General features: G+C 63.2%; 28 protein-coding genes and 1 other RNA gene. 18 read left to right on the top strand and 11 right to left on the bottom strand.

Annotated features, from left to right (window positions below):
• Positions 1-6: 6 nt before the first annotated feature.
• The 3 genes from AC1D05_RS07475 to AC1D05_RS07465 all read right to left on the bottom strand — a co-directional run bounded on the left by AC1D05_RS07475 (position 7) and on the right by AC1D05_RS07465 (position 1612).
• On the bottom strand, positions 7-201 hold the full coding sequence (locus tag AC1D05_RS07475) for a DUF4169 family protein (protein WP_477439614.1): 195 nt from the start codon (positions 199-201) through the stop codon (positions 7-9).
• 17 nt (positions 202-218) lie between these two features.
• Positions 219-755 carry an SspB family protein gene (locus AC1D05_RS07470; RefSeq protein WP_095202208.1) on the bottom strand — a complete coding sequence of 179 codons (537 nt, stop codon included), beginning with the start codon at positions 753-755 and terminating at the stop codon, positions 219-221.
• Between the two features lie 167 nt (positions 756-922).
• On the bottom strand, positions 923-1612 hold the full coding sequence (locus tag AC1D05_RS07465) for a TetR/AcrR family transcriptional regulator (protein ID WP_477439612.1): 690 nt from the start codon (positions 1610-1612) through the stop codon (positions 923-925).
• A 187-nt stretch (positions 1613-1799) separates the two neighbouring features.
• Here AC1D05_RS07465 and AC1D05_RS07460 point away from each other — a divergent pair, with 187 nt between their 5' ends.
• Positions 1800-3005: a multidrug effflux MFS transporter gene (locus AC1D05_RS07460; RefSeq protein ID WP_477439610.1), complete on the top strand. Its 1206-nt coding sequence runs from the start codon at positions 1800-1802 to the stop codon at positions 3003-3005.
• A gap of 46 nt (positions 3006-3051) precedes the next feature.
• Here AC1D05_RS07460 and AC1D05_RS07455 read toward each other — a convergent pair whose 3' ends face one another.
• Positions 3052-3603 carry an AAA family ATPase gene (locus tag AC1D05_RS07455; protein WP_477439608.1) on the bottom strand — a complete coding sequence of 184 codons (552 nt, stop codon included), beginning with the start codon at positions 3601-3603 and terminating at the stop codon, positions 3052-3054.
• Between the two features lie 118 nt (positions 3604-3721).
• Positions 3722-4081, bottom strand: a transfer-messenger RNA (tmRNA) gene (gene ssrA, locus AC1D05_RS07450).
• A 168-nt stretch (positions 4082-4249) separates the two neighbouring features.
• Between ssrA and AC1D05_RS07445 the strand changes: the two genes are divergently transcribed.
• On the top strand, positions 4250-4561 hold the full coding sequence (locus tag AC1D05_RS07445; RefSeq protein ID WP_477439606.1) for a DUF2853 family protein: 312 nt from the start codon (positions 4250-4252) through the stop codon (positions 4559-4561).
• Positions 4562-4740: 179 nt separating this feature from the next.
• Positions 4741-5535 carry a thymidylate synthase gene (locus AC1D05_RS07440; protein WP_477439604.1) on the top strand — a complete coding sequence of 265 codons (795 nt, stop codon included), beginning with the start codon at positions 4741-4743 and terminating at the stop codon, positions 5533-5535.
• Positions 5536-5542: 7 nt separating this feature from the next.
• Here the strand turns inward: AC1D05_RS07440 and AC1D05_RS07435 are convergent, their stop codons facing one another.
• The gene (locus tag AC1D05_RS07435) at positions 5543-5749 is read right to left on the bottom strand and encodes a TOBE domain-containing protein (RefSeq protein ID WP_477439602.1); all 207 of its coding nucleotides are present in this window, start codon (positions 5747-5749) and stop codon (positions 5543-5545) included.
• A gap of 171 nt (positions 5750-5920) precedes the next feature.
• Here AC1D05_RS07435 and modA point away from each other — a divergent pair, with 171 nt between their 5' ends.
• The 4 genes from modA (at position 5921) to AC1D05_RS07415 (ending at position 8983) form a co-directional block, all read left to right on the top strand.
• Positions 5921-6715, top strand: a complete 795-nt coding sequence (modA, locus tag AC1D05_RS07430) for a molybdate ABC transporter substrate-binding protein (protein WP_477439600.1) — start codon at positions 5921-5923, stop codon at positions 6713-6715.
• A 19-nt stretch (positions 6716-6734) separates the two neighbouring features.
• Positions 6735-7439: a molybdate ABC transporter permease subunit gene (gene modB, locus AC1D05_RS07425; RefSeq protein ID WP_477439598.1), complete on the top strand. Its 705-nt coding sequence runs from the start codon at positions 6735-6737 to the stop codon at positions 7437-7439.
• Positions 7436-8548, top strand: a complete 1113-nt coding sequence (gene modC / locus AC1D05_RS07420; protein WP_477439596.1) for a molybdenum ABC transporter ATP-binding protein — start codon at positions 7436-7438, stop codon at positions 8546-8548. The genes modB and modC overlap by 4 nt, the downstream gene beginning before the upstream one ends.
• Positions 8549-8641: 93 nt before the next feature.
• Complete coding sequence (locus tag AC1D05_RS07415; RefSeq protein ID WP_095202221.1) at positions 8642-8983, top strand: winged helix-turn-helix domain-containing protein; 342 nt, start codon at positions 8642-8644, stop codon at positions 8981-8983.
• Positions 8984-9047: 64 nt separating this feature from the next.
• Here the strand turns inward: AC1D05_RS07415 and cobF are convergent, their stop codons facing one another.
• On the bottom strand, positions 9048-9818 hold the full coding sequence (gene cobF, locus AC1D05_RS07410) for a precorrin-6A synthase (deacetylating) (RefSeq protein ID WP_477439594.1): 771 nt from the start codon (positions 9816-9818) through the stop codon (positions 9048-9050).
• 184 nt (positions 9819-10002) lie between these two features.
• Between cobF and AC1D05_RS07405 the strand changes: the two genes are divergently transcribed.
• The 6 genes from AC1D05_RS07405 (at position 10003) to AC1D05_RS07380 (ending at position 15635) form a co-directional block, all read left to right on the top strand.
• Positions 10003-11022 (top strand): DUF4424 domain-containing protein, encoded by a 1020-nt coding sequence (locus AC1D05_RS07405; protein WP_477439592.1) that lies wholly within the window; start codon positions 10003-10005, stop codon positions 11020-11022.
• Positions 11022-11540 carry a dihydrofolate reductase gene (locus AC1D05_RS07400; protein ID WP_477439590.1) on the top strand — a complete coding sequence of 173 codons (519 nt, stop codon included), beginning with the start codon at positions 11022-11024 and terminating at the stop codon, positions 11538-11540. The genes AC1D05_RS07405 and AC1D05_RS07400 overlap by 1 nt, the downstream gene beginning before the upstream one ends.
• A gap of 169 nt (positions 11541-11709) precedes the next feature.
• Entirely contained in the window at positions 11710-12828 is a 1119-nt protein-coding gene (gene hflK, locus AC1D05_RS07395) for an FtsH protease activity modulator HflK (protein WP_477222011.1), read from the top strand.
• Positions 12828-13778 (top strand): protease modulator HflC, encoded by a 951-nt coding sequence (gene hflC / locus AC1D05_RS07390; protein WP_477439588.1) that lies wholly within the window; start codon positions 12828-12830, stop codon positions 13776-13778. The genes hflK and hflC overlap by 1 nt, the downstream gene beginning before the upstream one ends.
• Positions 13779-13781: 3 nt before the next feature.
• A complete protein-coding gene (locus AC1D05_RS07385) occupies positions 13782-13970 on the top strand; it encodes a DUF2065 domain-containing protein (RefSeq protein ID WP_477439586.1) in 189 nt (62 codons plus the stop codon).
• A gap of 150 nt (positions 13971-14120) precedes the next feature.
• Positions 14121-15635 carry a DegQ family serine endoprotease gene (locus AC1D05_RS07380; protein WP_477439584.1) on the top strand — a complete coding sequence of 505 codons (1515 nt, stop codon included), beginning with the start codon at positions 14121-14123 and terminating at the stop codon, positions 15633-15635.
• A 31-nt stretch (positions 15636-15666) separates the two neighbouring features.
• Here the strand turns inward: AC1D05_RS07380 and AC1D05_RS07375 are convergent, their stop codons facing one another.
• On the bottom strand, positions 15667-16239 hold the full coding sequence (locus tag AC1D05_RS07375) for a GNAT family N-acetyltransferase (protein ID WP_477439582.1): 573 nt from the start codon (positions 16237-16239) through the stop codon (positions 15667-15669).
• Entirely contained in the window at positions 16236-17123 is an 888-nt protein-coding gene (gene serB / locus AC1D05_RS07370) for a phosphoserine phosphatase SerB (protein WP_477439580.1), read from the bottom strand. Before serB ends, AC1D05_RS07375 begins: the two co-directional genes overlap by 4 nt.
• On the opposite strand from serB, the gene miaA reads away from it, so the two are divergent.
• Together miaA and AC1D05_RS07360 are read left to right on the top strand one after the other, a co-directional pair.
• Complete coding sequence (gene miaA / locus AC1D05_RS07365; protein ID WP_477439945.1) at positions 17113-18078, top strand: tRNA (adenosine(37)-N6)-dimethylallyltransferase MiaA; 966 nt, start codon at positions 17113-17115, stop codon at positions 18076-18078. The genes serB and miaA overlap by 11 nt on opposite strands.
• Positions 18079-18183: 105 nt before the next feature.
• Positions 18184-18975, top strand: a complete 792-nt coding sequence (locus AC1D05_RS07360) for a GGDEF domain-containing protein (RefSeq protein WP_258583011.1) — start codon at positions 18184-18186, stop codon at positions 18973-18975.
• A 223-nt stretch (positions 18976-19198) separates the two neighbouring features.
• On the opposite strand, the gene AC1D05_RS07355 is transcribed toward AC1D05_RS07360, so the two are convergent.
• A complete protein-coding gene (locus AC1D05_RS07355) occupies positions 19199-21031 on the bottom strand; it encodes an ATP-binding protein (protein ID WP_477439578.1) in 1833 nt (610 codons plus the stop codon).
• A gap of 154 nt (positions 21032-21185) precedes the next feature.
• Here AC1D05_RS07355 and AC1D05_RS07350 point away from each other — a divergent pair, with 154 nt between their 5' ends.
• Genes AC1D05_RS07350 through AC1D05_RS07340 form a run of 3 tightly spaced genes read left to right on the top strand, consistent with a single transcriptional unit; the run spans position 21186 to position 22639 of the window.
• Entirely contained in the window at positions 21186-21749 is a 564-nt protein-coding gene (locus AC1D05_RS07350) for a helix-turn-helix domain-containing protein (RefSeq protein WP_477439576.1), read from the top strand.
• Between the two features lie 4 nt (positions 21750-21753).
• Entirely contained in the window at positions 21754-22062 is a 309-nt protein-coding gene (locus AC1D05_RS07345) for a hypothetical protein (RefSeq protein ID WP_095202239.1), read from the top strand.
• A gap of 46 nt (positions 22063-22108) precedes the next feature.
• Entirely contained in the window at positions 22109-22639 is a 531-nt protein-coding gene (locus tag AC1D05_RS07340) for a GNAT family N-acetyltransferase (RefSeq protein WP_477439574.1), read from the top strand.
• A 12-nt stretch (positions 22640-22651) separates the two neighbouring features.
• On the opposite strand, the gene AC1D05_RS07335 is transcribed toward AC1D05_RS07340, so the two are convergent.
• Entirely contained in the window at positions 22652-23539 is an 888-nt protein-coding gene (locus tag AC1D05_RS07335; protein ID WP_477439572.1) for a LysR substrate-binding domain-containing protein, read from the bottom strand.
• Between the last annotated feature and the right edge of the window lie 15 nt (positions 23540-23554).

The raw sequence follows: 23554 nt of genomic DNA, 5'->3' as shown, positions 1-23554 counted from the left end.
GAAAACTCATTGCTTGTCCTTGCCGGACGGTTCGAGGCGATGGCCGGCGACAAACTTTTCGGCCTTGTCGGCGATCAGGCGGTCGCGTTGCTTGTCCGCCTTGGAACGGCCGTGCAGGGCCCGGTTCTGTTCAGCGGCGCGCAGTTTCTCGTCCCGCGCCTTCTGCTTGCGAGCCTGGCGGAGGTTGACGATGTCAGCCATGGCGCGGACCGCCGAGCCTATTTCTTGCGGAAGGCGTCGAGCGAAACCACTTCGGCGCCCTTGGTGCCGGCCTCTGCCGCGGCGGGTTTCTTCTCCGCTTCGGCCGCGGCCTTCTTCTCGGCCTTCGGCTTCTTCTCGGAGACGATGGTCAGCGGCTCGGGCGCCGGCTGGGCCGGTTCCTCCTCGGGCTGAGCGTCGGTCTTGACGTCGAACTCGAGTTCGAAGTTGACCGAAGGATCATAGAAGCCGCGCACGGCCGAGAACGGGATTTCCAGTTTCTCCGGCACGTCGGAGAAGGACAGGCCAACTTCGAAGCCGGTGTCGGTTACCTTCAGGTCCCAATACTGGAACTGGATGACGATGGTCATCTGCTCGGGATAGCGCTCGCGCAGCCGCGACGACACACGCACACCGGGCGCGCCCGTCAGGAAGGTGATGAAGAAATGATGGTTGCCGGGGAGGCCGGTGCGTGCGACTTCGGCCAGGACCTTGCGCATGACGCCGCGCAACGCCTCCTGGGCCAGAATGTCGTAGCGGATGTGGTCGTCGGCCATGTGGTGGTCGGGTTCCGTTGAATCGTCCGCATAGCTGTAATCAAGCTTGAGCGCGGCGTAAACCTGATATAGCCCACCGTCGCGTCGAAGCGAGGACTATTGCAAACGATTTGATCGGCAAGGCGGCCTGTTTGATCGGGAAGGCAGCTTGGCGGCAAGCGCAAATGTTATGCGTTAGCCAGTGCAGTGTGTTTTTTGGTGCTGCTCGGGGCATGGCGCTTGCCGAAAGCGCGCAAGAAGGTACGCACGCCATTCGTCGCCGACTGCACCACCTCGTCCTCGCGCGGCGTGCCGCCGAGCATGAAGGTGGTCTGCAATTCGGCATTGACCAGGCCGAGGAACTGGCGCGCCGCCACGTCGGGGTCGTCGATGGTGAGGTAGCCGCCATAGGCGAGGCGGGCGAAGCGGGCGGCGATTGCCGGCCATGTCCTGCCCGGACCCTGTTCGCGCCATTCGGCGAACAATTCGGGGTAGCGCTCGCCTTCGGTCTGGATCAGCTTGCGCAGGAATTTTCCGTCGCGGTTGCAGATGCAGTTCTGGTTCAGGCGCACGGCAAAGCCGATCAAATCCGCTTCGAGGTCGCCTGGCTGGTCGGGGAAGGTGGCGATGGTGGCGAAAGTGCCGGCATTGCAGCGCTCGGTGAGGTCGCGCACCACTGCCATGAAAAGCTTTTCCTTGTCGCCATGGTGGTTGTAGACGGTCTGGCGCGAGACGCCGGCCTCCGCGGCGATCAGGTCGATATTGGCGCCGGCAAAGCCTTCGCGGCAGAACACGCCGGCAGCGGCGTCGACGATCGACAGGCGCTTGGCCTCGTGGCCACGTGGCGGGAAAATGTCAGGAGAAACGTTCGCTCTCATGAAAATCTATATAGAGGTGATTGACGATTTGGACAAGAGTGTCTAAATTTGTGGACATACGATAAAGAGATTTCGCACTGGGGACGAGTAGAATTCGCTCCTGAGTGTCGGTGTCTCATGGGATGGAACGTCCTAGGGTTAGACGTCGCCTGGCGGCGGCAACCAGATTTCGAAAGAAGCCAATATCATGAGTCCCAAATTCCTCCGCATCGCGGTCGTGCTCGGCCTGTTGTCCGCCATCGGCCCGTTCGCCATCGACATGTACCTTCCCGCCTTGCCGTCGATCGGCGCGGATCTGCACGCCGGCACCGCCGCCGTGCAGATGAGCCTGCTGATCTTCTTCCTGTCGATGGGTTTCGGCCAGATTGTCGTCGGGCCGATCTCCGACATGGTCGGCCGCAAGCTGCCGCTCTATGGCGGGCTTGCGCTGTTCATGGTCGGCGGCATCGGTTCGGCCATGGCGCCGACCATCGAGTGGCTGATCGCTTTCCGCTTCCTGCAGGGTCTTGGCGCCAGTGCCGGCATGGCCGTGCCGCGCGCCATCGTGCGCGACCTGCACACCGGCAATGAGGCCGCCAAGCTGATGTCCTTGCTGATGCTGGTGTTTTCGGTGTCGCCAATCCTGGCGCCGCTGACCGGCAGCCAGATCATCGAGAATTTCGGCTGGCGCGCCGTGTTCTGGACGGTGACCGGTGCGGCAGCCCTTGCCACCATCCTGCTCGCGACCTCGCTCAAGGAGACGCGGCCGGCGGAAGAACGCGTCGGGTCCTCCTTCGGCACAGCGCTTGCCGGTTACCGCTTGCTGATGGGTGACCGCAATTTCCTCGGCCTGGTGGCGATTGCCGGCTTCGGCATTGCGAGCTTCTTCGTCTATCTGTCGAGCTCGTCCTTCATCCTGATCGACCATTACGGGCTGTCGCCTTCGGTCTACAGCGTGTTCTTCTCAATCAATGCAGTGGCCTTCATCGGCATGTCGCAGATGACGGGATTGTTGGCCGAGCGTTTTGGGCTGCGCCGCGTGGTGCGCGTCGCGGTGACCGGCTATGCCTCGACGATGGTGGTGCTGTTGGCGATCATGGCGACGGGCGTCGATCGGCTCGACGTGATGGCGGCGTTGCTGTTCGTCGGCTACGGCTTCCTCGGCCTGGTCATCCCGACCACCTCGGTGCTGGCCATGGAAGAGCATGGCGAGATCGCCGGCACGGCTTCGGCCTTGATGGGCACGCTGCACTTCGCCATCGGCGCGCTCGCCATGGGTGTTGCCGGCGTGTTCTTCGACGGCACGCCGCTGCCGATGGTCGCCGGCATCACGCTCTGCGCGGTGATCTCGTTCACGCTGGCCAAGGTCACGCTCGGCCGTTCGCGCGAGGCTATCGAAGCGCCGGCGGAGTAGGCACCGCTTGCAAGCCCATGAAAAGGCCGGGTTTTCCCGGCCTTTTTCATTTCAGCCCTGCCTCGGCCAGTACGAAACGCAGCCGTGTCTCGACCGGCGCCAGGGGCAACGGAACCAACTCGTAGCCCAGCTCCGTATAGACGCCGGCCAGCGCGTGATAGGTGCGCTCGGCCTCGTCGAGCGTCTGCTTGCGTTCTTCATCCTGCGCGAAGATGTCAGGCCAGGGCGGCGCGATGAACACGCGCGGATTGTAGCGGAAGCGCTTGGCGGCGGCTTTGACGTGCTCCGCCACGGGCAGGCCGCTCAGCCTGACATAGCCAAGTGTGTCCGGCACGCCGCGATCGAAAAAGACCAGTCCTCTGTGTTCGATCGCGTTCTGATACGAGCGCATTTCCCACGACAGTATCAGTTCGGCGAACAATGCACGATCCTTCCAGGGCAGAGCAGATCCGCCAATAGTGCCCTGGTGACGGATGATGCCGCGTCCGGCTTCGACTGAAGTCGCAAAGCCCTCCCGGCGCAAGGCTTCGACCAGGGTGGTCTTGCCGGAGCCCGGACCACCGGTCAGCACGAAGAATCGATCGGAATCGTTTTGCATTGTTTGCCCATGGAGAAAGAGACACGCGCGACGCGGCTGCTTCGCGGCCCACGGGCCGCGCGAAGTCCGGACGGCAAAAACCTGCCGTTACGCATGATGCAGATTGGAGGAGGGGAGAAGTGGAGGTTTCTGTTGCCAGGTACCTCCGAACCCCGCCTAGAAGTGCGAACCCCTAGGACTTGATTTGAAGCTATCGCACTGCATTAAGCAGCGAGACGTGCTTCCGCATAGTTGTCGTTTGCAACTACAGGTTTAGCCCGATGACGGTGGTACCATGCCGGGCAAAAGTACGATCTTTACACCTTCGTCGATCCTATTTCGCCCCCAGCAAAAACCGCTCTGTCGTCAAAGCGGCTTTTGGTGGAGGCGCCGGGTACCGCCCCCGGGTCCGAACGGCTTATTACATCGCCCATTTATCGCCATAGTCGGTCGAGCCGACGAAACGAATATAGGGGGCCGGCGTGAGAAATGAAAGGCCGCAATGGTGCTTTGTCCCTGTGTCAAATTGCGACGCCGAGGGTTGACTTGGGCGCGGTCTCAACTCAAGCTTTGCCAGCGGTGAGGAGTTACCGACCTAGCGCACAGATTGCGAAGCGCGCTACAGCCCTCATCGATCGGATCCGTGGCGCCGACGAGGGGAATTTTGATGGCCGACTATCTTGCAGACGTGAAGAAATACGACGCGGCCGCCAGCGCCGACGTGGTCGAAAAGATCGTCAAGCATCTGGGCATTGCGCTCAGAAACCGCGATTCCTCGCTGGTCTCCTGCACGGACCCGAAGGAGCTCGAGCGCGTCAAGGAGAGCTGGGTGGCCAAGAAGCTCGGCATCAGCGACGGGGCGAAAGCCGACGCCTCGATCCAGAAGACCTGCACGGCGATGCACGCCGACAACACCAAGAGCCGCGTGACCTTCTATTACCTGGTGGCCAAGGATCTGGGCAAACTCGGCTCCCTCTGAGTTCTCTGATAATTATCCACTCTGGCGGCCGACCGGTGCGGTTTTCTGCGCTTTCGGCCGCCGGAGCGGGTTCTGAAGAGAGGCCCGCTCCCTATCCGGGTGGGGAAGACTTCAGACAGGCGTGGCGTCAGCGCGTACATGCGCTATGATTGGTGAAATCTCGAATCGAGCCGGAACCGATGCGCCAGTATCTTGACCTCTTGCAGCATGTGCTGGACAACGGCGCCGATCGCGGCGACCGCACCGGCACCGGCACGCGCTCCGTCTTCGGCTACCAGATGCGTTTCGACCTGGCGCGCGGCTTTCCGGTCACCACCACCAAGAAGCTGCATCTGAAGTCGATCATCCATGAACTCCTGTGGTTCCTGGCCGGCGACACCAACACCAAGTATCTCACCGACCACGGCGTTACGATCTGGGACGAATGGGCCGACGAAAATGGCGATCTTGGCCCGGTCTATGGCAAGCAATGGCGCTCCTGGCCGGATGGGCATGGCGGCTCGATCGACCAGATCGCAGGCCTTCTCAAGGAGATACGCCGAAATCCTCAATCTCGGCGGCTGATCGTTTCGGCCTGGAATCCGGCCGAGGTGGAAGCCATGGCGCTGCCGCCCTGCCACTGCCTGTTCCAGTTCTACGTGTCGGAAGGCCGGCTTTCCTGCCAGCTTTACCAACGATCCGCCGACATCTTCCTTGGCGTGCCGTTCAACATTGCGTCCTATGCGCTGCTGACGCTGATGGTGGCGCAAGTGACCGGGCTGAAGCCGGGCGATTTCGTCCACACGCTGGGTGACGCGCATCTCTACTCGAACCATTTCGAACAGGCGCGCGAGCAGTTGCGGCGCACGCCAAGAGCGCTGCCGACGATGTGGATCAACCCGGAAGTGAAGGACCTGTTTTCTTTCCGCTTCGAGGATTTCCGGCTGGAAAACTACGTCGCCGACGCGTCGATCAAGGCGCCAATCGCGGTCTGAGTAAGCTTCAGTCGATGCCGACCATCACATCCGAAGCCTTGACCACGGCATAGGCTTGCTTGCCTTTTTCAAGCTTGAGATCAGCGACGGCCTCGTTGGTAATCGAGGCGGTGACGACGGCGCCGCCAATGTCGATCCTGACATGCGAGGTGGTGGCTCCCTTGACGATTTCGACGATGGTGCCTTTCAGGATGTTGCGGGCGCTGATTTTCATTGGGCGTCTCCTGTTATCTTTCGCTGTAGCCAGCCTGGTTCATCGTAGGCCGCGATGACATCGAGACACAATGCCGGCGTCGGGCAAAAAGTCTTCCCTTGTTATGTTCATACGGATATATCGGTCGACAGGCTTCGGGCCGGTCGGATTTCAAACCCAGGGAGATTTTGCATGACGCGCAAAGGTTTTGGATTGAGGGCGATCGCCATTGGCGGTTTTGCGGCGGCGTTGATGGCGGTAGCACCGGCCGCACATGCGGAGGACAAGGTGGTCGTATTCGCCGCTGCCAGCCTGAAGGACGCGCTCGATGCGGTGAACAAGGCCTGCGAGGCCGATGTCGGCGAGGCCGCGACCATCTCCTATGCCGCGAGTTCCGCGCTGGCCAAGCAGATCGAGGGCGGAGCGCCGGCCGACGTCTTCATCTCGGCCGACCTCGACTGGATGAAATATCTCTCCGACAAGAAGCTGACCAAGCCGGACACCGAGGTGAAGCTGCTCGGCAACGAGATCGTGCTGGTGGCTCCGAAAGATTCGACGGTTGAAACCAAGATCGAGAAGGGTTTCGACCTCGCCAAGCTGATTGGCGACGGCAAGCTCGCCATGGGCGACTTCAAGGCGGTGCCGGCTGGCAAGTACGGCAAGGCGGCGCTGGAATCGCTCGGCGTCTGGTCCTCGGTCGAGGGCAAGGTGGCGCAGGCCGAAAACGTCCGCGCGGCGCTCAAGCTGGTTTCAACAGGGGAGGCCGCTCTCGGCATCGTCTATGCCACCGACGCGCATGCCGAAAAGGGCGTCAAGGTGGTCGGCACCTTCCCGGAGGATTCGCATCCGCCGATCATCTATCCGGTTGCCCAGACCGCCGATTCGAAGGACAAGGATACGCCTGCCTTCCTGAAATGCCTGCAGTCCGCCAAGGCCGGCGCGCTCTTCAAGGACCAGGGTTTTACCGTGCTCACGCCGAGCAACTGAAAAGGCCTGATAGCGCAATATGACCTGGCTGCTGGACCTCACTCCCGACGAATGGAATGCGGTTCGGCTGTCGATCAAGGTGGCGACGGTGGCGATGCTTTTCAGCCTGCCACCCGGCATCCTGATCGCGCTGCTGCTTGCCCGCGGAAAATTCTGGGGCAAGACGCTGCTCAACGGCGTGGTGCACCTGCCGCTGATCCTGCCGCCTGTGGTGACCGGTTATTTGCTGCTGCTGACCTTCGGCAAACGCGGCCCGGCCGGCGCCTTCCTGGCTGAGCATTTCGGCATTGTCTTCTCGTTTCGCTGGACCGGTGCGGCACTTGCCTGCGGCGTCATGGGTTTTCCCCTGATGGTGCGGGCGATCCGGCTGTCGATCGAAGCGGTGGACCGCAAGATGGAAGCGGCGGCGGGCACGCTCGGCGCCAATCCTCTGTGGGTGTTTGGCACCATCACGCTGCCGCTGATCCTGCCGGGGCTGATCGCCGGTGCCATCCTGGCCTTCGCCAAGGCGATGGGCGAGTTTGGTGCGACGATCACGTTCGTCTCCAACATCCCCAACGAGACGCAAACATTGCCTTCGGCGATCTACACTTTTACGCAGGTGCCGGGTGGCGATGAGGGCGCACTGCGCCTGACATTGATCTCGATCGTCATCTCGATGGCGGCACTGGTCGCATCGGAGGTGCTGGCGCGGCGGGTCGGTCGGCGGATGGACATCGAATGAGCGTCCTCGTCGATATCAGCCACCGGCTCGGCGATGTCGCCATCGAGGCGCGCTTCGAGAGCGCCGGCCGGCTGACAGCGCTGTTCGGACCCTCGGGGTCCGGCAAGACGACGCTGATCAACATGATCGCCGGGCTGATCCGGCCCGACAAGGGCCGCATCGCGGTCGATGGCCGCGTGCTGGTCGACACAAGCGCCGGCATTTTCGTGCCCAAGCACAAGCGCCGTATCGGCATGGTGTTCCAGGACGCGCGCCTGTTTCCGCATATGAGCGTGGCCAGCAATCTGCGCTACGGCCGCTGGTTCACGCCGGCGGCGGAGCGTTACGCGGAGATGGATTCGGTTGTCGAACTGCTCGGCATCGGCTCGCTGCTCGGGCGGCGCCCGGCAAAGCTGTCGGGCGGCGAGAAGCAGCGCGTGGCGATCGGCCGGGCGCTGCTGGCCAGTCCCAAGCTTCTGCTCATGGACGAGCCGCTGGCCTCGCTGGACGAGGCGCGCAAGGCCGAGATCCTGCCCTATATCGAACGGCTGCGCGACGAGACAAAAATCCCGATCGTCTATGTCAGCCATTCCGTCGCCGAGGTGGCACGGCTCGCCAGCGACGTGGTGATGCTGGCGCAAGGCAAGGTCGTCGCCAACGGACCGACCGAGGCTGTCATGCAAAGGCTCGACCTGTTGCCGGCCGAAGAGCGCGGCGAGGGCGGTGCGGTACTGGATACGAAAGTGCTGCGTCACGACGAGGTGTTCGGCATGACCGTGCTGGACTCCGCCGCCGGCGAGATTCGCGTGCCGCGCCTTGCAATGAAGACCGGGGCACGCGTGCGTATCCGCATCCGCGCCCGTGACGTGATGATCGCCACGGAGAAACCCACGGGTCTCAGCGCGCTCAACATCCTGCCCGGCACGATCGTCGCGATCAGCCCGGGCGAGGGGCCGGCGGTCGAGATTGGCATCGACTGCAATGGCGCAACCGTTCTGGCCCGCATCACCGAACAGTCGCGGCATGCGCTGAAGCTGCGGCTCGGCGGCAAGGTTTTCGCGGTGGTCAAGACAGTGAGCTTCGACCGGGCCAACACCGGCGCAGGCCTGCCGCTCGAGGTCGATGGCTGATGCATTCGGTAATCGACGCTATATCGTTTTGGAATAGCGGTATCGCGCAGGAAGCTCTAACATGGAGGCGGACATGACCGCGGAGAAGCAAAAATGCCGTCTCTAAGCTTGCGGATAAATCTCGATCCAGACGGGCGGATCGGTCCGGGCAAGATCGAGCTTCTGGAGCACATCGCCACCTTCGGCTCGATCTCGGCCGCCGCGCGCGGCATGGAGATGTCCTACAAGCATGCCTGGGATCTGGTCGAGGACATGAACCGGGTGTTCGGCAAGCCGCTGGTTGCGGCGCAGACCGGAGGCCGCAAGGGTGGCGGCGCGCAATTGACAGCCATCGGCCTGGCGGTGGTCAGCCGTTTCCGCGCCATCGAGCGCGCGGCCACCGCCGCGGCGGCAACGCATATGGATGCGCTGCAGGCGGAGATCGACGCGGGGTGAGACAGGGCAGTAGGGCAGTAGGGCGGTAGGGCGGTAGGGCGGTAGGGCGGTAGGGCGGTAGGGCCTAATCCTCTTCGCCGGGCTTGCGAAGCAGATAGGTGTCCATGATCCAGCCCTTCTTCTTGCGGGCTTCCTCACGCACGTTCTCGATCTCTTCGCCGACATCGCCGAGGCGGCCCGAGATAAGGATCTCGTCCGGTGTGCCGAGATAGGCGCCCCAATGGATGACGACATCCTGGTCGGCCAGCGTGTTGAAGGCGCATTTGCCGTCCAGCATGACGACCGTGCTGCCGGCATTGCTGGCCAGGCCCTCTTCGGTCAGCCTGCGACCGGTGGTGACCAGGATGGAATCGCCGATGCGGTTCAGCGCCATTTTATGGCCGGCGGCAAGCGCCTGGATGGCGGTGATGCCGGGGATGACCTCCAGCTCGAAGGCGACATTGTCTCGCAGGCGCACCCGCTCGAGAATACGCAGCGCGCTGTCGTAGAGCGAAGGATCGCCCCAGATCAGGAAGGCGCCGCAGCCATCCTCGGCAAGCTCGTCGCGGATCAGGGCCTCGTAGATGGCGGCGATGGCTTCGTGCCAGTCGTCGACGGTCGAGCGGTAGGAAGGCGCTGGTTCGGCGCGCACCGGTACGTCGAATTCGACGCGGCGCGATTTCGGATTGGTGACGAAGCGGTCGCAGATTTCACGCCGCAGTTCGGCAAGGTCGTTCTTCTTGGCGCCCTTGTCGGGGATGAACAGCACGTCGGCGCGGTTCAGGCCTGATATGGCCTGAACCGTCATGTGGTCGGGATTGCCGGCGCCGATGCCGATGACGAGAAGCTTGCGCATGGGGCGAACTCCTGCCCGATCGCAACCTGTTAGTCCAGACCGCTCGCGTGTCCAGACCGCTCGCGTGTCCAGACCGCAGCTAGCGTGTTCAGACCGTCCGGACGGTCCCGTGAGACGGAAGGGCTTTGAAACGCCACATTGAAACGGCTAGGGTCGTCAGGGCATTCCAGCCGAGGGGGCTTCGATGTTGCGATATGTTCTGACTGTGGCGTTGGCGCTTTCGGCCGCGCCGGCACTGGCCAATGACTCGACTGCCGAACTCGGCACCGGTGGCCTCATTCTGTCGCGTAACGATGCCGTGGCGATGCAGAGTGAGGATCTCTTCATTTCGCCCGAGAAAGTTACGGTCGACTACGTCTTCCACAACAACACCGACAAGGATGTCAGCGCGATCGTGGCCTTTCCGATGCCCGACATTTCGGGCGATCCCGAAGAGATGCCGGCGATTCCGGAAAACCAGAGCGATAATTTCCTCGGCTTCGAGGTGACGATCGACGGCGTGCCGGCAAAGCCGCAGCTCGAGCAGAAGGTGTTCGCGCTCGGCATCGACATCAGTGCCGACCTCAAGGCGCAGAATGTCCCGTTCAACCCGTTCGGCGATGCGGCCAAGGCGGCATTGGCGAAACTGCCAAAGGCGGTGGCCGATGACTGGGTCAGCCGCGGCATCATCATCGAGGATCCGGAAGCAGACGCCGGCCCGAGCCTCGCTCCAGCCTACGCGCCATGGTGGCAGTTGCGCTCGACCTATTGGTGGCGCTCGACCTTTCCGGCCAACAAGGACGTCCATGTTTCGCACCGCTACAAGCCGAGCGTCGGCGGCACGTCCTCGGTCAGTTTTTTCAACGAGGGCCAGTTCCAGGGCTCATACGCCGCTTACAAGACACGCTATTGCATGGACGACACATTCGAGAACGCGGTGCGCAAGGCGGCGAAGGACAATCCGGACGGGTACCCGAAATATTACGAAAGCCGCATCGCCTATATACTGACAACAGGCGGCAACTGGGCGGCGGGCACCATCGGCAAGTTCAAGCTGACCGTCGACAAGGGCAATCCCAAAGCCCTGGTCTCGTTCTGCGGCGACAACGTCAAAAAGGTCGGGCCGACGAGTTTCGAGATGACGGCGAACGACTTCTATCCCGAGCATGACATCGATATCTTGCTGCTCGAACCGTCGGACAGCAATGGCGGGGACGCGAACTGATGCATGTCGCGATCTATGTCGCCATCGCCGAGAACGGCGTGATCGGGCGGGACGGAGGATTGCCCTGGCGGCTCTCCACCGACCTCAAGCGTTTCAAGGCCGACACGATGGGCAAGCCTATCATCATGGGCCGCAAGACCTATGAAGGCATTGGCCGTCCGCTGCCAGGCCGGCTGAACCTCGTCGTCACCCGCGACAAGGCCTGGCGCGCCGAGGGCGTCGAGGTGGCGCATACGCTGGAGGCCGCGATTCAGCTGGCAACGGTGCGCGGACGCTGCATGACAGGTGTGGACGAGGTCTGCGTCATTGGCGGTGGCGAAATCTATGCGCAGGCGCTGCCGCTGGCTGACCGGCTGCACGTCACCCATGTGCTGGCCGCCGTCGACGGCGATGCGCATTTCCCGCCGATCGACCCTCAGACATGGCGCCTGGTCAGTTCGCAGGAGGTGCCGGCCGGCGAAAAGGACAGCCACGCAACGCGCTATTCGGTTTACGAGCGCCGCCGCGAGATACATTGAAAGACAAAAAAGGTATTGAAAGACGACAAAGGGTCGCGACCGACCCAAAACGGATGATGTCGGCGGGGCATCGCGTTGAAAGCGTGCTGCCACATCCCTATAGAAGAACAACACTGGATTTTGCGCCGTAACAGCGGCGCTTGAGGGAATTCCAAGCGAAAGGACATTCATGCCCTGGAACGACAAGAGCGGCGGTGGCGGCGGCCCATGGGGCGGCGGCGGCGGCAACAATCAGGGGCCCTGGGGGCAGGGACCAAAGGGACCGAGCGGGCCACAGGGCTCGCCTCCCGATCTCGAGGACATCATCCGCCGCGGTCAGGACCGTCTGCGGCGCGCGCTGCCCGGCGGTGGCGGCGCCAGTCCGGCGGTGTTCGGGCTGATCGCCGCGGTGCTGGTCGTTCTCTGGGCGTTCCAGGCGGTCTATACCGTGCAGCCCGACGAGGTCGCGGTCGAACTGCGCTTCGGCAAGCCGAAGCCCGAGCTCTCCCAGCCCGGCCTGCATTTCCATTGGTGGCCGCTTGAAACCGTCGAGACGGCCAAGATTTCCGAGCAGCTCGTCGACATTGGCGGTGGCAACACCAGCGGCAATGGCCTGATGCTGTCGGGCGACCAGAACATCGTCAACGTGCAGTTTTCGGTGGCCTATCAGGTCTCCGATCCCCGCGCCTATCTGTTCGACGTCTCCGACCCGGACGGCATGCTGCGGCAGGTCGCCGAAAGCGCCATGCGTGAAGCCGTCGGCCGCCGGCCGGCGCAGGACATTTTTCGCGATGACCGTCAGGGCATAGCGGCCTCGGTGCGTGAGATTATCCAGACGACGCTGGACGGCTACAAGGCCGGCCTCAACATCAACGCCGTCTCCATCGAGGATGCAGCACCGCCACGTGAAGTGGCCGATGCGTTCGACGAAGTGCAGCGTGCCGAGCAGGACGAGGACAAGTTCGTCGAGCAGGCCAACCAGTACTCCAACCAGAAGCTCGGCCAGGCGCGTGGCGAGGCGGCACAGGTCCGCGAAGACGCCGCCGCCTACAAGAACCGTGTGGTGCAGGAAGCCGAAGGTGAGGCCCAGCGCTTCATCTCGGTCTATGACGAATACGTCAAAGCCCCCGATGTCACGCGCAAACGGCTTTATCTGGAAACCATGGAGAAGGTTCTGAAGGACTCGAGCAAGGTCATCGTCGAGCAGGGCAACGGACAAGGTGTCGTACCCTATCTGCCACTCCCGGCATTGCAGCCCAAACCGCCGGCTCCGGCCGCGCCTGCCGCGAATACGGGAGGTACCCAGTGATGGCCAACCGTCTTCCCATCTTCGTCGTCGTCGCGGCGGTCATCCTGTTCCTGGTCTATTCCTCGGTCTTCGTGGTCAATGCCCGCCAGCAGGCGCTGGTGCTGCGGTTCGGCGAGATCGTCGACGTCAAGAGCGAGCCCGGCATCTACTTCAAGGCGCCGTTCTCGTTCTTCGACGCCGATACGGTGCAACTGATCGAAAACAGGGTGCTGCGCTTCGACCTCGACAACATCCGTGTCCAGGTGTCGGGCGGCAAGTTCTACGAGGTTGATGCCTTCATCGCCTATCGCATCTCGGATCCGCGCGTCTTCCGTGCCGCCGTGTCCGGTCAGATCGAACTGGCCGAAGCGCGCCTGCGGACCCGTCTCGATGCTGCCTTGCGCCGCGTCTACGGTCTGCGCGACTTCGAGGCCGCGCTCTCGGAAGAGCGTGCGGTGATGATGCGTGAAGTGCGCGATCAGCTTCGGCCCGACGCCACCTCGCTCGGCCTGCAGATCGAGGATGTCCGCATCCGTCGCACCGACCTCACGGCCGAGGTTTCACAGCAGACCTACGACCGCATGAAGGCGGAACGTCTGGCCGAGGCGGCTCGACTGCGGGCACGTGGCAACGAAGCGGCACAGCGCATCACGGCCCGTGCCGATCGTGAAGTGGTCGAGATCGTTGCCGAAGCGCAGAAGGAGTCCGAGATCCTGCGCGGCGAGGGCGAAGCCCAGCGCAGTGCCACCTTCGCCGGAGCCTATCAGCGCGATCCGGCCTTCTTCGATTTCTACCGGTCGATGAATGCCTATGGCACGGCGTTGGACAACACCGGGACGACCATGGTGCTGTCGCCGAATTCGGAGTTCTTCCGCTTCTTCCGCGATCCGGAAGGAAAGGAAGGGCCGGCGAAGCCGACGCCGACGGCTCCCGCCGCACCGGCGACACAGCCCAGCACCGGCCAGCAATAGCCGGTGCAGGACTTATTCGCGGCGATAGGCCTGGTCCTCGTCATAGAGGGCCTGGTCTATGGCGGCTTTCCCAGCTTGGCGAGGAAGCTCGCGGGTGAGGTGCTGTCGATGCCGGAGAATGCATTGCGGATCGCCGGGCTGGCCGCGATTGCCATTGGTGTCGGCATCGTCTGGCTGGTCCGGGGCGGATGAGAACGTCAGGTTTTCGCCTTCGGCATAATGGAGGATTTATCCTCTGCCGGTAGTCGTAGCCGCAAACGTGCCGTATTTTTTGCCAACATGGCGCAACACGGTGTTTTCACCGTTGCGCTTTCTCTTTCAGAAAGACCGGGAGGCTTCTCGATGACATCCACACTCCTTTTGCGCGCGGCACGGCGGACGTTCATCGCTGGCACGGCAGCGCTTCTCGTCGGCACCGTCGCCGTCCCATCCTTCGTGACGCCGACCTTCGCTGCGGACGGACCTGCTTCGGTGGCCGACCTGGCGCAAGGCGTGCTCGGCGCCGTGGTCAACATCTCGACCTCGCAGACGGTGAAGGGCACGGAAGGGCCGGGCGCGGTGCCAATGCCGCAGCTTCCCGAAGGCTCACCGTTCCAGGACTTCTTCGACGATTTCTTCAAGAACCGCGGCGGCGACAAGGACAATAGCGCGCAGAAGGTGCAGTCGCTGGGATCCGGTTTCGTCATCGACGCCGAACAAGGCATCGTTGTCACCAACAACCACGTGATTGCGGACGCCGACGATATCGAGGTCAATTTCTCCGATGGCGTGACGCTGAAGGCGACGCTGGTCGGCACCGATACCAAGACCGACGTCGCGGTGCTGAAGGTCGATCCGAAAGGCCACAAGCTCACCGCTGTGAAGTTCGGCGATTCCACCAAGATGCGCGTCGGCGACTGGGTCATGGCGGTCGGCAATCCGTTCGGCCTTGGCGGCACGGTCACGGTCGGCATCGTCTCGGCCCGCAACCGCGACATCAATTCCGGTCCCTATGACGATTTCATCCAGACCGACGCGGCGATCAACCGCGGCAATTCGGGCGGACCGCTGTTCAACAGCGCCGGCGAGGTCATCGGCATCAACACCGCGATCATCTCGCCGTCCGGCGGCTCGATCGGCATCGGCTTCTCGATTCCCTCGCAGCTTGCCTCGGGTGTCGTCGACCAGTTGCGCCAGTTCGGCGAGACGCGGCGCGGCTGGCTCGGCGTGCGCATCCAGCCGGTGACGGACGACATCGCCGAAAGCCTCGGCATGGCGACCGCCAAGGGCGCGCTGGTCGCCGGCGTCATCAAGGGCGGACCAGTCGACAACGGCACCATCCAGGCCGGCGACGTCATCATCAAGTTCGATGGCAAGGACATCCATGAAATGCGCGACCTGCCGCGCGTCGTCGCCGAAAGCCCCGTCGGCAAGGCCGTCGACGTGCTGATCGTGCGCAAGGGTGTCGAGCAGACTGTGAAGGTGACGCTCGGCCGGCTCGAGGATGGCGAGAAGCTCGCCAGCGGCGAGAACGGCAACACCGACCAGGACAAGGGCGACAAGGCTCCGGCCGTTTCGACCGCTTCGGTGCTCGGCATGACCGTCGGCGAACTCAATGACGAGACGCGCAAGAAATTCAGCATCGCCGCCGATGTTTCCGGCGTCGTCATCACCGATGTGGCTAAGGACTCGGCCGCCGCCGAACGCGGCATCCAGCCTGGCGAAGTGATCACCGAGATCGCGCAGGAATCGGTCGCCACGCCAAAGGACGTCATGGACCGAATCGGCGCGCTGAAGGAGCAGGGCCGCAAGAACGCGCTGTTGATGCTGGCGTCGAAGACCGGTGAGTTGCGCTTCGTGACGATCCGGATGGATTGAGATTTCAATCCGTCGATTTCAAAAAAGGCGGCTAACCAGCCGCCTTTTTTCTTGCCTGCCAATTCTCGCGCGCCAGCCGGTAGAGCACATGCCGCTTGAGCGCGGGATGACTGTCGGGAATGCCGGGATGATCGAAATCGGCCGAGGGATCGGCTGTCATGCCGAGGCGTTTCATGACGGCGGTCGAGCGGTGGTTTTCCGTGACGGCGAAGGAGACGATTTCGCCGACGGCCAATGTCTCGAAACCGTAGGCCAGCCAGGCTTCCGAGGCCTCGGTGACATAGCCTTTGCCCCAGAATTCGGGGGCCAGCCGCCAGCCGATCTCGATCGTACCCGCCGGCAGGGACGGCACATGATCGGTATCGAGGAGGCCGACGAAGCCGATGCATTCGCCCGTTTCGATGATCTCGGCGGCGGCGAACCCGTAGCCATCCTCGGCGATCCAGGCGCGCAATTCGTCCATCTTGGCGTCCGCCTGGGCGCGGTCGCGGCGAAACGGGAAGAACTCCATGACCCGTTCATCGGAATTGATGCGATGGAAGAGTTCGCGGTCGCGATCCTCCCAGTTGCGCAGGATCAGGCGCTCGGTACGCATTGGTATCATTCGGCGAATTCTTCCTGGCGATAGCCTTGCAGATAGAGCAGGGCCGTCAGGTCGCCATGGTCGATGCGAACCTTCGCCTGCGCCGCCACTGTCGGTTTGGCGTGAAGCGCGACACCGGTTCCGGCGAGGCGGATCATATCGAGATCGTTGGCGCCATCGCCGACGGCAATGGCATCGGCCGGCGTCAGGGCGAGGCGCGCCGAAATCTCGAGCAGGGCGTCGGCCTTGGCGGCGCGGCCGAGGATCGGCTCGCCGACCAGTCCGGTGAAGCGTCCGCCCTGTTCGAGCAAGCGATTGGCGCGGTTTTCCTGAAAACCGAGCATGGCCGCGATGCGCGTGGTGAAGACCTCGAAGCCGCCCGAAACCAGTGCCGTCCAGGCGCCGTTGGCGCGCATGGTCTGGACGAGCGCACGGCCGCCCGAGGCCAATGTCAGCCGATTGGCGACGATGCGGTCGACGACGGCGGCATCGAGCCCCTTCAACAGTGCGACGCGCTCACGCAAGGCCGGCTCGAAGGCGATCTCGCCATTCATCGACCGCGCGGTAATCGTGGCAACGCGATCCTTGACGCCGATCTCGTCGGCCAGTTCGTCGATGCATTCCTGGTCGATCATGGTCGAATCCATGTCGGCGATGAGGATTTTCTTGCGCCGCCTTTCGGCCTGCTGGAGGATCACATCGACCGGTTCGGCGGCCAATGCGGCGCGGAGCGCAGCGGTGGTGTCAGCGGCGTCAGCCTCTTGCGGCAAGGCAAGATCGCAGGCAATGCCTTCGGCCAGCCAGACGACAGCGCTTGCGCCCACCGACCGCGAGGCCATATTCGCAAGCGACGGCGACAGAGCGCGGTCGGCGGGACGGGAAACAAGCGTGGCAATGAGCGGCATGGAGAATTCCGGCACGGATGCGGGCGAAGGCCGCGTGAAGAACGCGATCCTGATAGCCGGGCCGACCGCCAGCGGCAAGTCGGCACTGGCGCTCGATCTGGCCGAACGCTCGGGCGGCGTCATCGTCAACACCGATTCCATGCAAGGCTATTCGGTGCTCGACGTGGTGACCGCGCGGCCGGAGGCGGCCGACCTCGCACGCGTGCCGCATTTTCTCTACGGCCACGTCCATCCCGGTACCGCCTATTCGACGGGCGCGTGGCTGCGCGATGTGATGAAGCTCATCGACGATGGAATGCTGTCGCGGCGGCCGGTTTTCGTCGGCGGCACCGGCCTCTACTTCCGCGCGCTGGCCGAGGGTATCTCGGAAATGCCCGACATTCCGCCGCGCATCCGCGACCGCTGGCGCTACGAGTTGAAGGAGCAAGGCGCAGTCAAGCTGCACAGCCTGCTGCTGCGCGAGGATTCGAGAGCCGCGATGCAACTCAAGCCAACCGACAGCCAGCGCGTCGTGCGGGCGCTCGAGGTGCTCGACGCCTCCGGCCGGTCGATCCTGGATTGGCAGGCAGAGCGCGGCCGGCCGCTCATCGACAGGCAGACGGCGCGTTTCCTGGTCATCGAGCCGGACCGGGCCGCGCTTGTTGACCGCATCGAGAGGCGCTTTGACCAGATGCTCGACAAGGGCGCGCTGGAGGAAGTCAGGCAGCTCACAGCTCTTGGCCTCGATCCGGACCTGCCGGCGATGAAGGCGATCGGCGTTCGCGACCTGCAGGCCGCGATGGCCGGACTAACCAGCTTCCCCGAGGCGATCGAGCGCGCCAAGATCGCAACCCGGCAATATGCCAAGCGGCAGGCGACCTGGTTTCGCCATCAGCTGGGGCCGGAATGGCAGAGATTACGCCCCGGTGACGATCTCGAAACCACGATCCAAACACTTGTTGCTAATGCAACTTAAAAAGTTGACCCTGAGGGAAGGGTTCCCGCCGAAGTTGTCGGAATTAACGCTCCGTAAGGCGGGGCGTGCCATAAGGTCGATGGGCACTTTTGCATTGGGGAGCAGATGCGTTTCCATAAGGCGGAATCCGCATTTTTCGTCTTTATTTTCGTGATCCTGGCTGCGGGCCTGGTGACGCTGCACGCCTATGGACTCTTGCAATCCTTCGCCACGGAACTCCATACGCAGTCAGGCCTGGACAAGGTCATCTACCTCAACAAGCTGTTGTTCGCGACGGGCGTGCTGCTTGCGACCGCGCTGTTTTTCGGCATCTTCTTCATCTATCCGCTGATCCGCAAACAGGCGACGGAAGAAGGCAAGCTGCGCGCCATGACGGTTTCGCTCAGCGCCCGCTCCGAAACGCTCGAGCACGCCGCCCTGACCGACGGTCTGACCGGTATGCAGAACCGGCGGTATTTCGACGATGCGCTCAAGGAATATCTCGAGGAGTTCCGGCGCATCGAAAAGCCTGTCGGGCTGATGATCCTCGATCTAGACCATTTCAAGCAGGTCAACGACACCCACGGCCACGATGTCGGCGACGAGGTGCTCAAGGCTGTCGCCAGCTGTCTCAAGGACATGACACGTTTCCACGATGTGGTGGCGCGGCTGGGCGGCGAGGAGTTTGCCGTCGTCACGCCCAATATGGAGGCGGAACTGCTGGCCAAGTTCGCCGAGCGCATCCGCAAGGCGATCGCCAACATGTCGATCCTTTCGGGCAATGTGCGGCTCAAGATCACCACCAGCGTCGGCCTTGCCGTCTGGGACCGCAAGGAAACGGCCGAGGAATTCTATCGCCGCGCCGACCGCCAGCTCTATGAAGCCAAAAGGCAAGGCCGTAACCGCGTCTGCGCCTAAAATCCCATCATTGAATTCGTCAGGCCGGCCGTCTGCTGCCGTTTTCTGCGCTTCCGGTGCTGACGGACTTAATGTCCGCTCCGCTCCGGTTCTCGAAAACAGCCCCAGCCGATTGGCCTGACGAATTCCCTGACGGGATTTACCCAGGCTGGCCAACGAGCTTGGCCCTTGGATGTTTGACGTAGGTGCTCAGAGTTATCGGCAGACGGACTTGACGCCAGGCTCAGTCGTTCTGGGGGCGCAGGCCGAAGGTGGCGGGCTTCAGGCCGTAGCGCATGTCGAAATCGTCGTCCGATGGCGCGCGGGTGGCCGGCGGCTTGCGGTAGTCTGGGTCGCCGGCCTGCCGGCTGGAGTCGACCACTTCAGCGAAAGCCATCGCCTGCGGCGTCGGTTTCGGCACGTTGCGCAGCCGCTCGACGATCGCCACCAGATCGACATCGTCGCTGGCCTTTGGCGCCTCGGTCTCTTCGCGCTTGGACGTGCCGGGAAGCAGATGGCTGGGCAGTCTTTCGAACTTCAGTCGCATGGTCGTCGCGACACCTTCGCCGAAGGCAATGGCTTCGCGCTGGCCCATCGACGACAGGAAGGCAAGCGTCGAGGCGGACGAGTCGGCGATGGCCGAACGGATGATCGCCTGGTCCTGCTCGTTGGCGAGCCGCATGGCGAAGAAGGTCGAGCATTGCGACAGGATGGTCGGGTCAAGCTCACCCGGACGCTGGGTGACGACGCCGAGATAGCAGCCATATTTGCGGCCTTCCTTGGCGATGCGCGACAGCGCGTGCCTGGTCGGCGCGAAGCCGAGGCGCGGATCGGCCGGCATATAGCGATGCGCTTCCTCGCACAGAAACAGGAGTTGCAGCTTGCCCTCGCTCCACAGAGCGAGGTCGAAAGCCAGGCGCGCCAGCACCGAACAAACGGAGTTGACCACTTCGGAGGGCATGCCGGCCATCTCGAAGCAGGTCACCGGGCGGCCGTGATGCGGCACGCGGAAAATGTTGCCGATCGTTTCGTGGATGGTGTCCTCGATCAGGCGTGAACTGAACATGAAACGGTAGCGCGGATCGGCAGCGGCCGATTCGATGCGCGTCTTCAGCGATTTGAGCGTCGGACGCTCGTTCTTGCTTTCGAGCATGCCCATCCGCTCGTCGATCTGCTTGAGCAGGTCGGCGATGCGGTAAGGCACAGGCGTATCGGCGGTCAGCGCATCATTGCCGCGCCTGAGATAAGCACCTGAATTCGGGTTGCGGTAGAGGTTCTTGGCGAGTGGGATGAGGTCGCGCAGAGCGTCGATCTCCTCCGCGTCGGTCTCACGACCGCGAAACAGCACCTCGGCGAATTCCTCGAGCTTGAACATCCAGAACGGCAGGTCGAGCGTCTTGGAATCGACCCTGACGCAGTATTCGGGTAACGAGCTCGCGAACTCGTTGTGCGGATCGAGGATCAGGATGCGCAGATCCGGCCGCGCCGCGATCGATTTGCGCAGCAGCAGCGAAACGGCCGTGGATTTGCCGACGCCGGTGGTGCCGACGACAGCGAAATGGCGCGCCAGCGTGTCGTCGATGGCGATGTTGGCGGCGATTGTCTCGTCCTGCGCCAGCGAGCCGATGGTGATGGAATGGCGGCCGGCGAGATCATAGACCGCCTGCAGGTCGCGGGTGCGGATGCGATGCGCGACGGCACCGATATGCGGATAGGCGGTGATGCCGCGGTCGAAGATCGGCTTGGCGCCGGGCTCGGCACCATCGCGCACTTCTCCGATCAGCTCGATGCTGACCTCGATGGGGTTCTGGCCCTCATTGCTCCAGGCGCGGTTCGATTTGCCGATCGCGTAAACGAGACCCACGGTTCGCGTCGTGCCCAGATTGATCGAGATCATCTTGCCGACCGTCCATAGGCCGGTCACAGACCCGTCAATGTCATCGGCATAGGCGGCGATGGTGGCGCGCGCGCCGTCGCATTGCACGACATTGCCCAGGATGCGCCGGTCGTTCTGCTCTGCGTTGCGGCGCTCCTGCGATGTCGGTTCGCCGACGGAAGCTTCGCGTTCGACATACATGGACAGACCAATCCCCATTTCCCTGGAGATCGGACCCTACCGGAATGGGGTTAAGGTCGGATGAGGTCGGATGGTGTAGAGAGGATTAAGCTCCTGGCGAAAATTGTCGCCAAATGGCTCTTCTCCAATACACGTCTTTCACTATAATGGACGAATGGATGATATAGCGAACGACATTTCCTCGACCATCGGCAGGCGGATCCACGCCGAAAGGGCCATGCGGGATTGGTCGCTGGCCAAGCTCGCCGAGCGGTCCGGCGTTTCCAAGGCGATGCTGAGCACGATCGAGCGCGGCATGACCAGCCCGACGGCGGCCCTTCTGGTGCGCATCGCGGCGGCCTTCGGCATGACGCTGTCGACCCTCATCGCGCGCGCGGAATTGCAAGGCGGCGGGCTGCTGCGCGAGGCCGACCAGCCGCTGTGGCGCGATCCCGATACAGGCTATGTCAGGCGGCATTTGTCACCGGCCAGCGACATGCCGCTCGAACTGATCAAGGTGCATTTGCCGGCGGGCGCCAGGGTCAGTTTCCCGGCGGCCTCCTATGCCTTCATCAAGCAGCAGATCTGGTTGATTTCCGGACGGCTCGACTTCACCGAGGGCGATGTGGTGCACCAGCTCGAACCTGGCGACTGCCTGGCGCTCGGCGCGCCGTCGGACTGCACCTTTCACGCCCCGGAGGCGGGCGCCGACTATCTCGTCGCGCTGGTCAGGGGCTGAGATCATGGCGCGACGGCCAAAACGCTCCCACAATGGGGGGCCGCCTCTTGATGAGTATAAGGGACCACCCTGGGGCAAGGGCGATCCTTACATCTTCCTGGCCTGGCAGGCCGCGCACGCCAAGGCGTGGAAGGCGCCAAGCCGCGAAGTCATGCTGATGCGCATGGACAAGGCCGAGCGGCTGGGCCTGACCTATGAGGAATACACGCTCGAGATCCTCGAGCGCGGACGGCATCTCAGGGAAGAAGACACCGAGCGCATCAGCGCCATCAAGGCAGCGCGCAAGCGGCGGCGCGTGCGTCATCTCGACTGATGTCGGCACGCTGTCGAACCCATTCATCGTTTCCAGGGGAGCAAGCATGAATTCCATCGAAATCGGAGCCCTGGGCGCCAGTGCGGAAACGCTGGCAATGCTGGCTGATCTGCTGGTCGAAACGGTTGCCGGCGGTGGTTCCGTCAGCTTCATGCATCCGCTGGCGGCGGAAGCGGCAAGCATATTCTGGGAGCGATCGCTGGACGCGGCGGCGAGAGGGGAACGAGTGGTGCTTGGCGCCTGGGACGGTAAGGTCCTTGTCGGCACGGTCACGCTGCTGCTCGACTTCCCACCCAACCAGCCGCACCGGGCAGAGATCGCCAAGCTCATGACACGTCTTGATCACCGGGGCAGGGGCGTCGGTACGCGTCTGATGCGGGCCGCCGAGCGTCTTGCCGTCGAGAAGGGGCGCACGCTCTTGGTTCTGGATACGGCGACGGAAGAGGGCGCTTCTGGCCTCTACGAAAAACTCGGTTTCACCTTGGCCGGCGAAATACCGGACTTTGCGCTGAAGCCGCATGGCGGGCTGACCGGCACGCTGATCTACTGGAAGCGCATCGGCGCCACGTCGCTATAGAGCCCGCGCCGGTCAGGCCGAGGCCTCTCCCGAGAGGTGCCCCAGCAGCCACTGGCGGAAATCCTGCTCGGCACCAGTCAGGCGCGCGGTCGATGCTCTGGTCAGGAAGTGGCCCGAGGTGCTGGAGAGCTCGAAATCGGAAAGCGGCACCAGGCTTCCGCTCTTGAGCGCCGCGTCGACAAGCGGCCGCGAGCCCAGGAGCACGCCGGCCCCGGCGCTAGCTGCTTGCATAGCGGCGACGAAACTGTCGAAGCGGTGCGACCGCTGGGGGTGGCCGGCCAATCCGGCCGCCGCGAACCATTCCGCCCACATTTCGCGCGCGCCGGCGACCAGAAGCAGTGGCAGGGAGGTCCAGTCGGCGGCACCGGCCAAAGCTGGGCTTGCGACCGGCACAAGCCGCTCGGTGGTCAGCCTGTCGGCTTCGCGCCCGGGAAAGGAGCCGTTGCCAAAACGGATGTCGAGCGCCGAGCCTGGCAGGTCGTAGTCGGTCGGGCGATGGATCGTCACCAAATCGAGCTGGATGCGCGGCAGCGCCTCGGCCAGATCGGGCAGCGCTGGGACCAATACCAGCAAGGCGAAGGAGATCGGCACCCGGATCGAGACGGTCTGGACGGCGCGCGGCTCGAACAGCTCCGTCGTGCTGCTGGAGATGGTGGCGAAGGCCGACTGGATGTGGGGCAGGTAGGCGGCACCCTCCGGCGATAGCGCGACGCCTCGCGCCAATCGCGAGAACAGACGCGTCTTCAGCCGATCCTCGAGCAGCCGGATATGCTGGCTGACGGCCGCCTGTGTGAGGCCGAGTTCGGCTGCTGCCGCCGTGAAATTCGACAGCCGCGCCGCTGCCTCGAAACTGCGCAGCCAGTCGAGGGGAGGCAAGGCCGGGATGGTTCTTTGAGCCATTAGTTATTTGATGCC

Source organism: Mesorhizobium sp. P2_E9, from assembly GCF_056403815.1.
The sequence above is the reverse complement of the archived record's forward strand: the minus strand, read 5'-3'. Positions and strand labels throughout refer to the sequence as shown.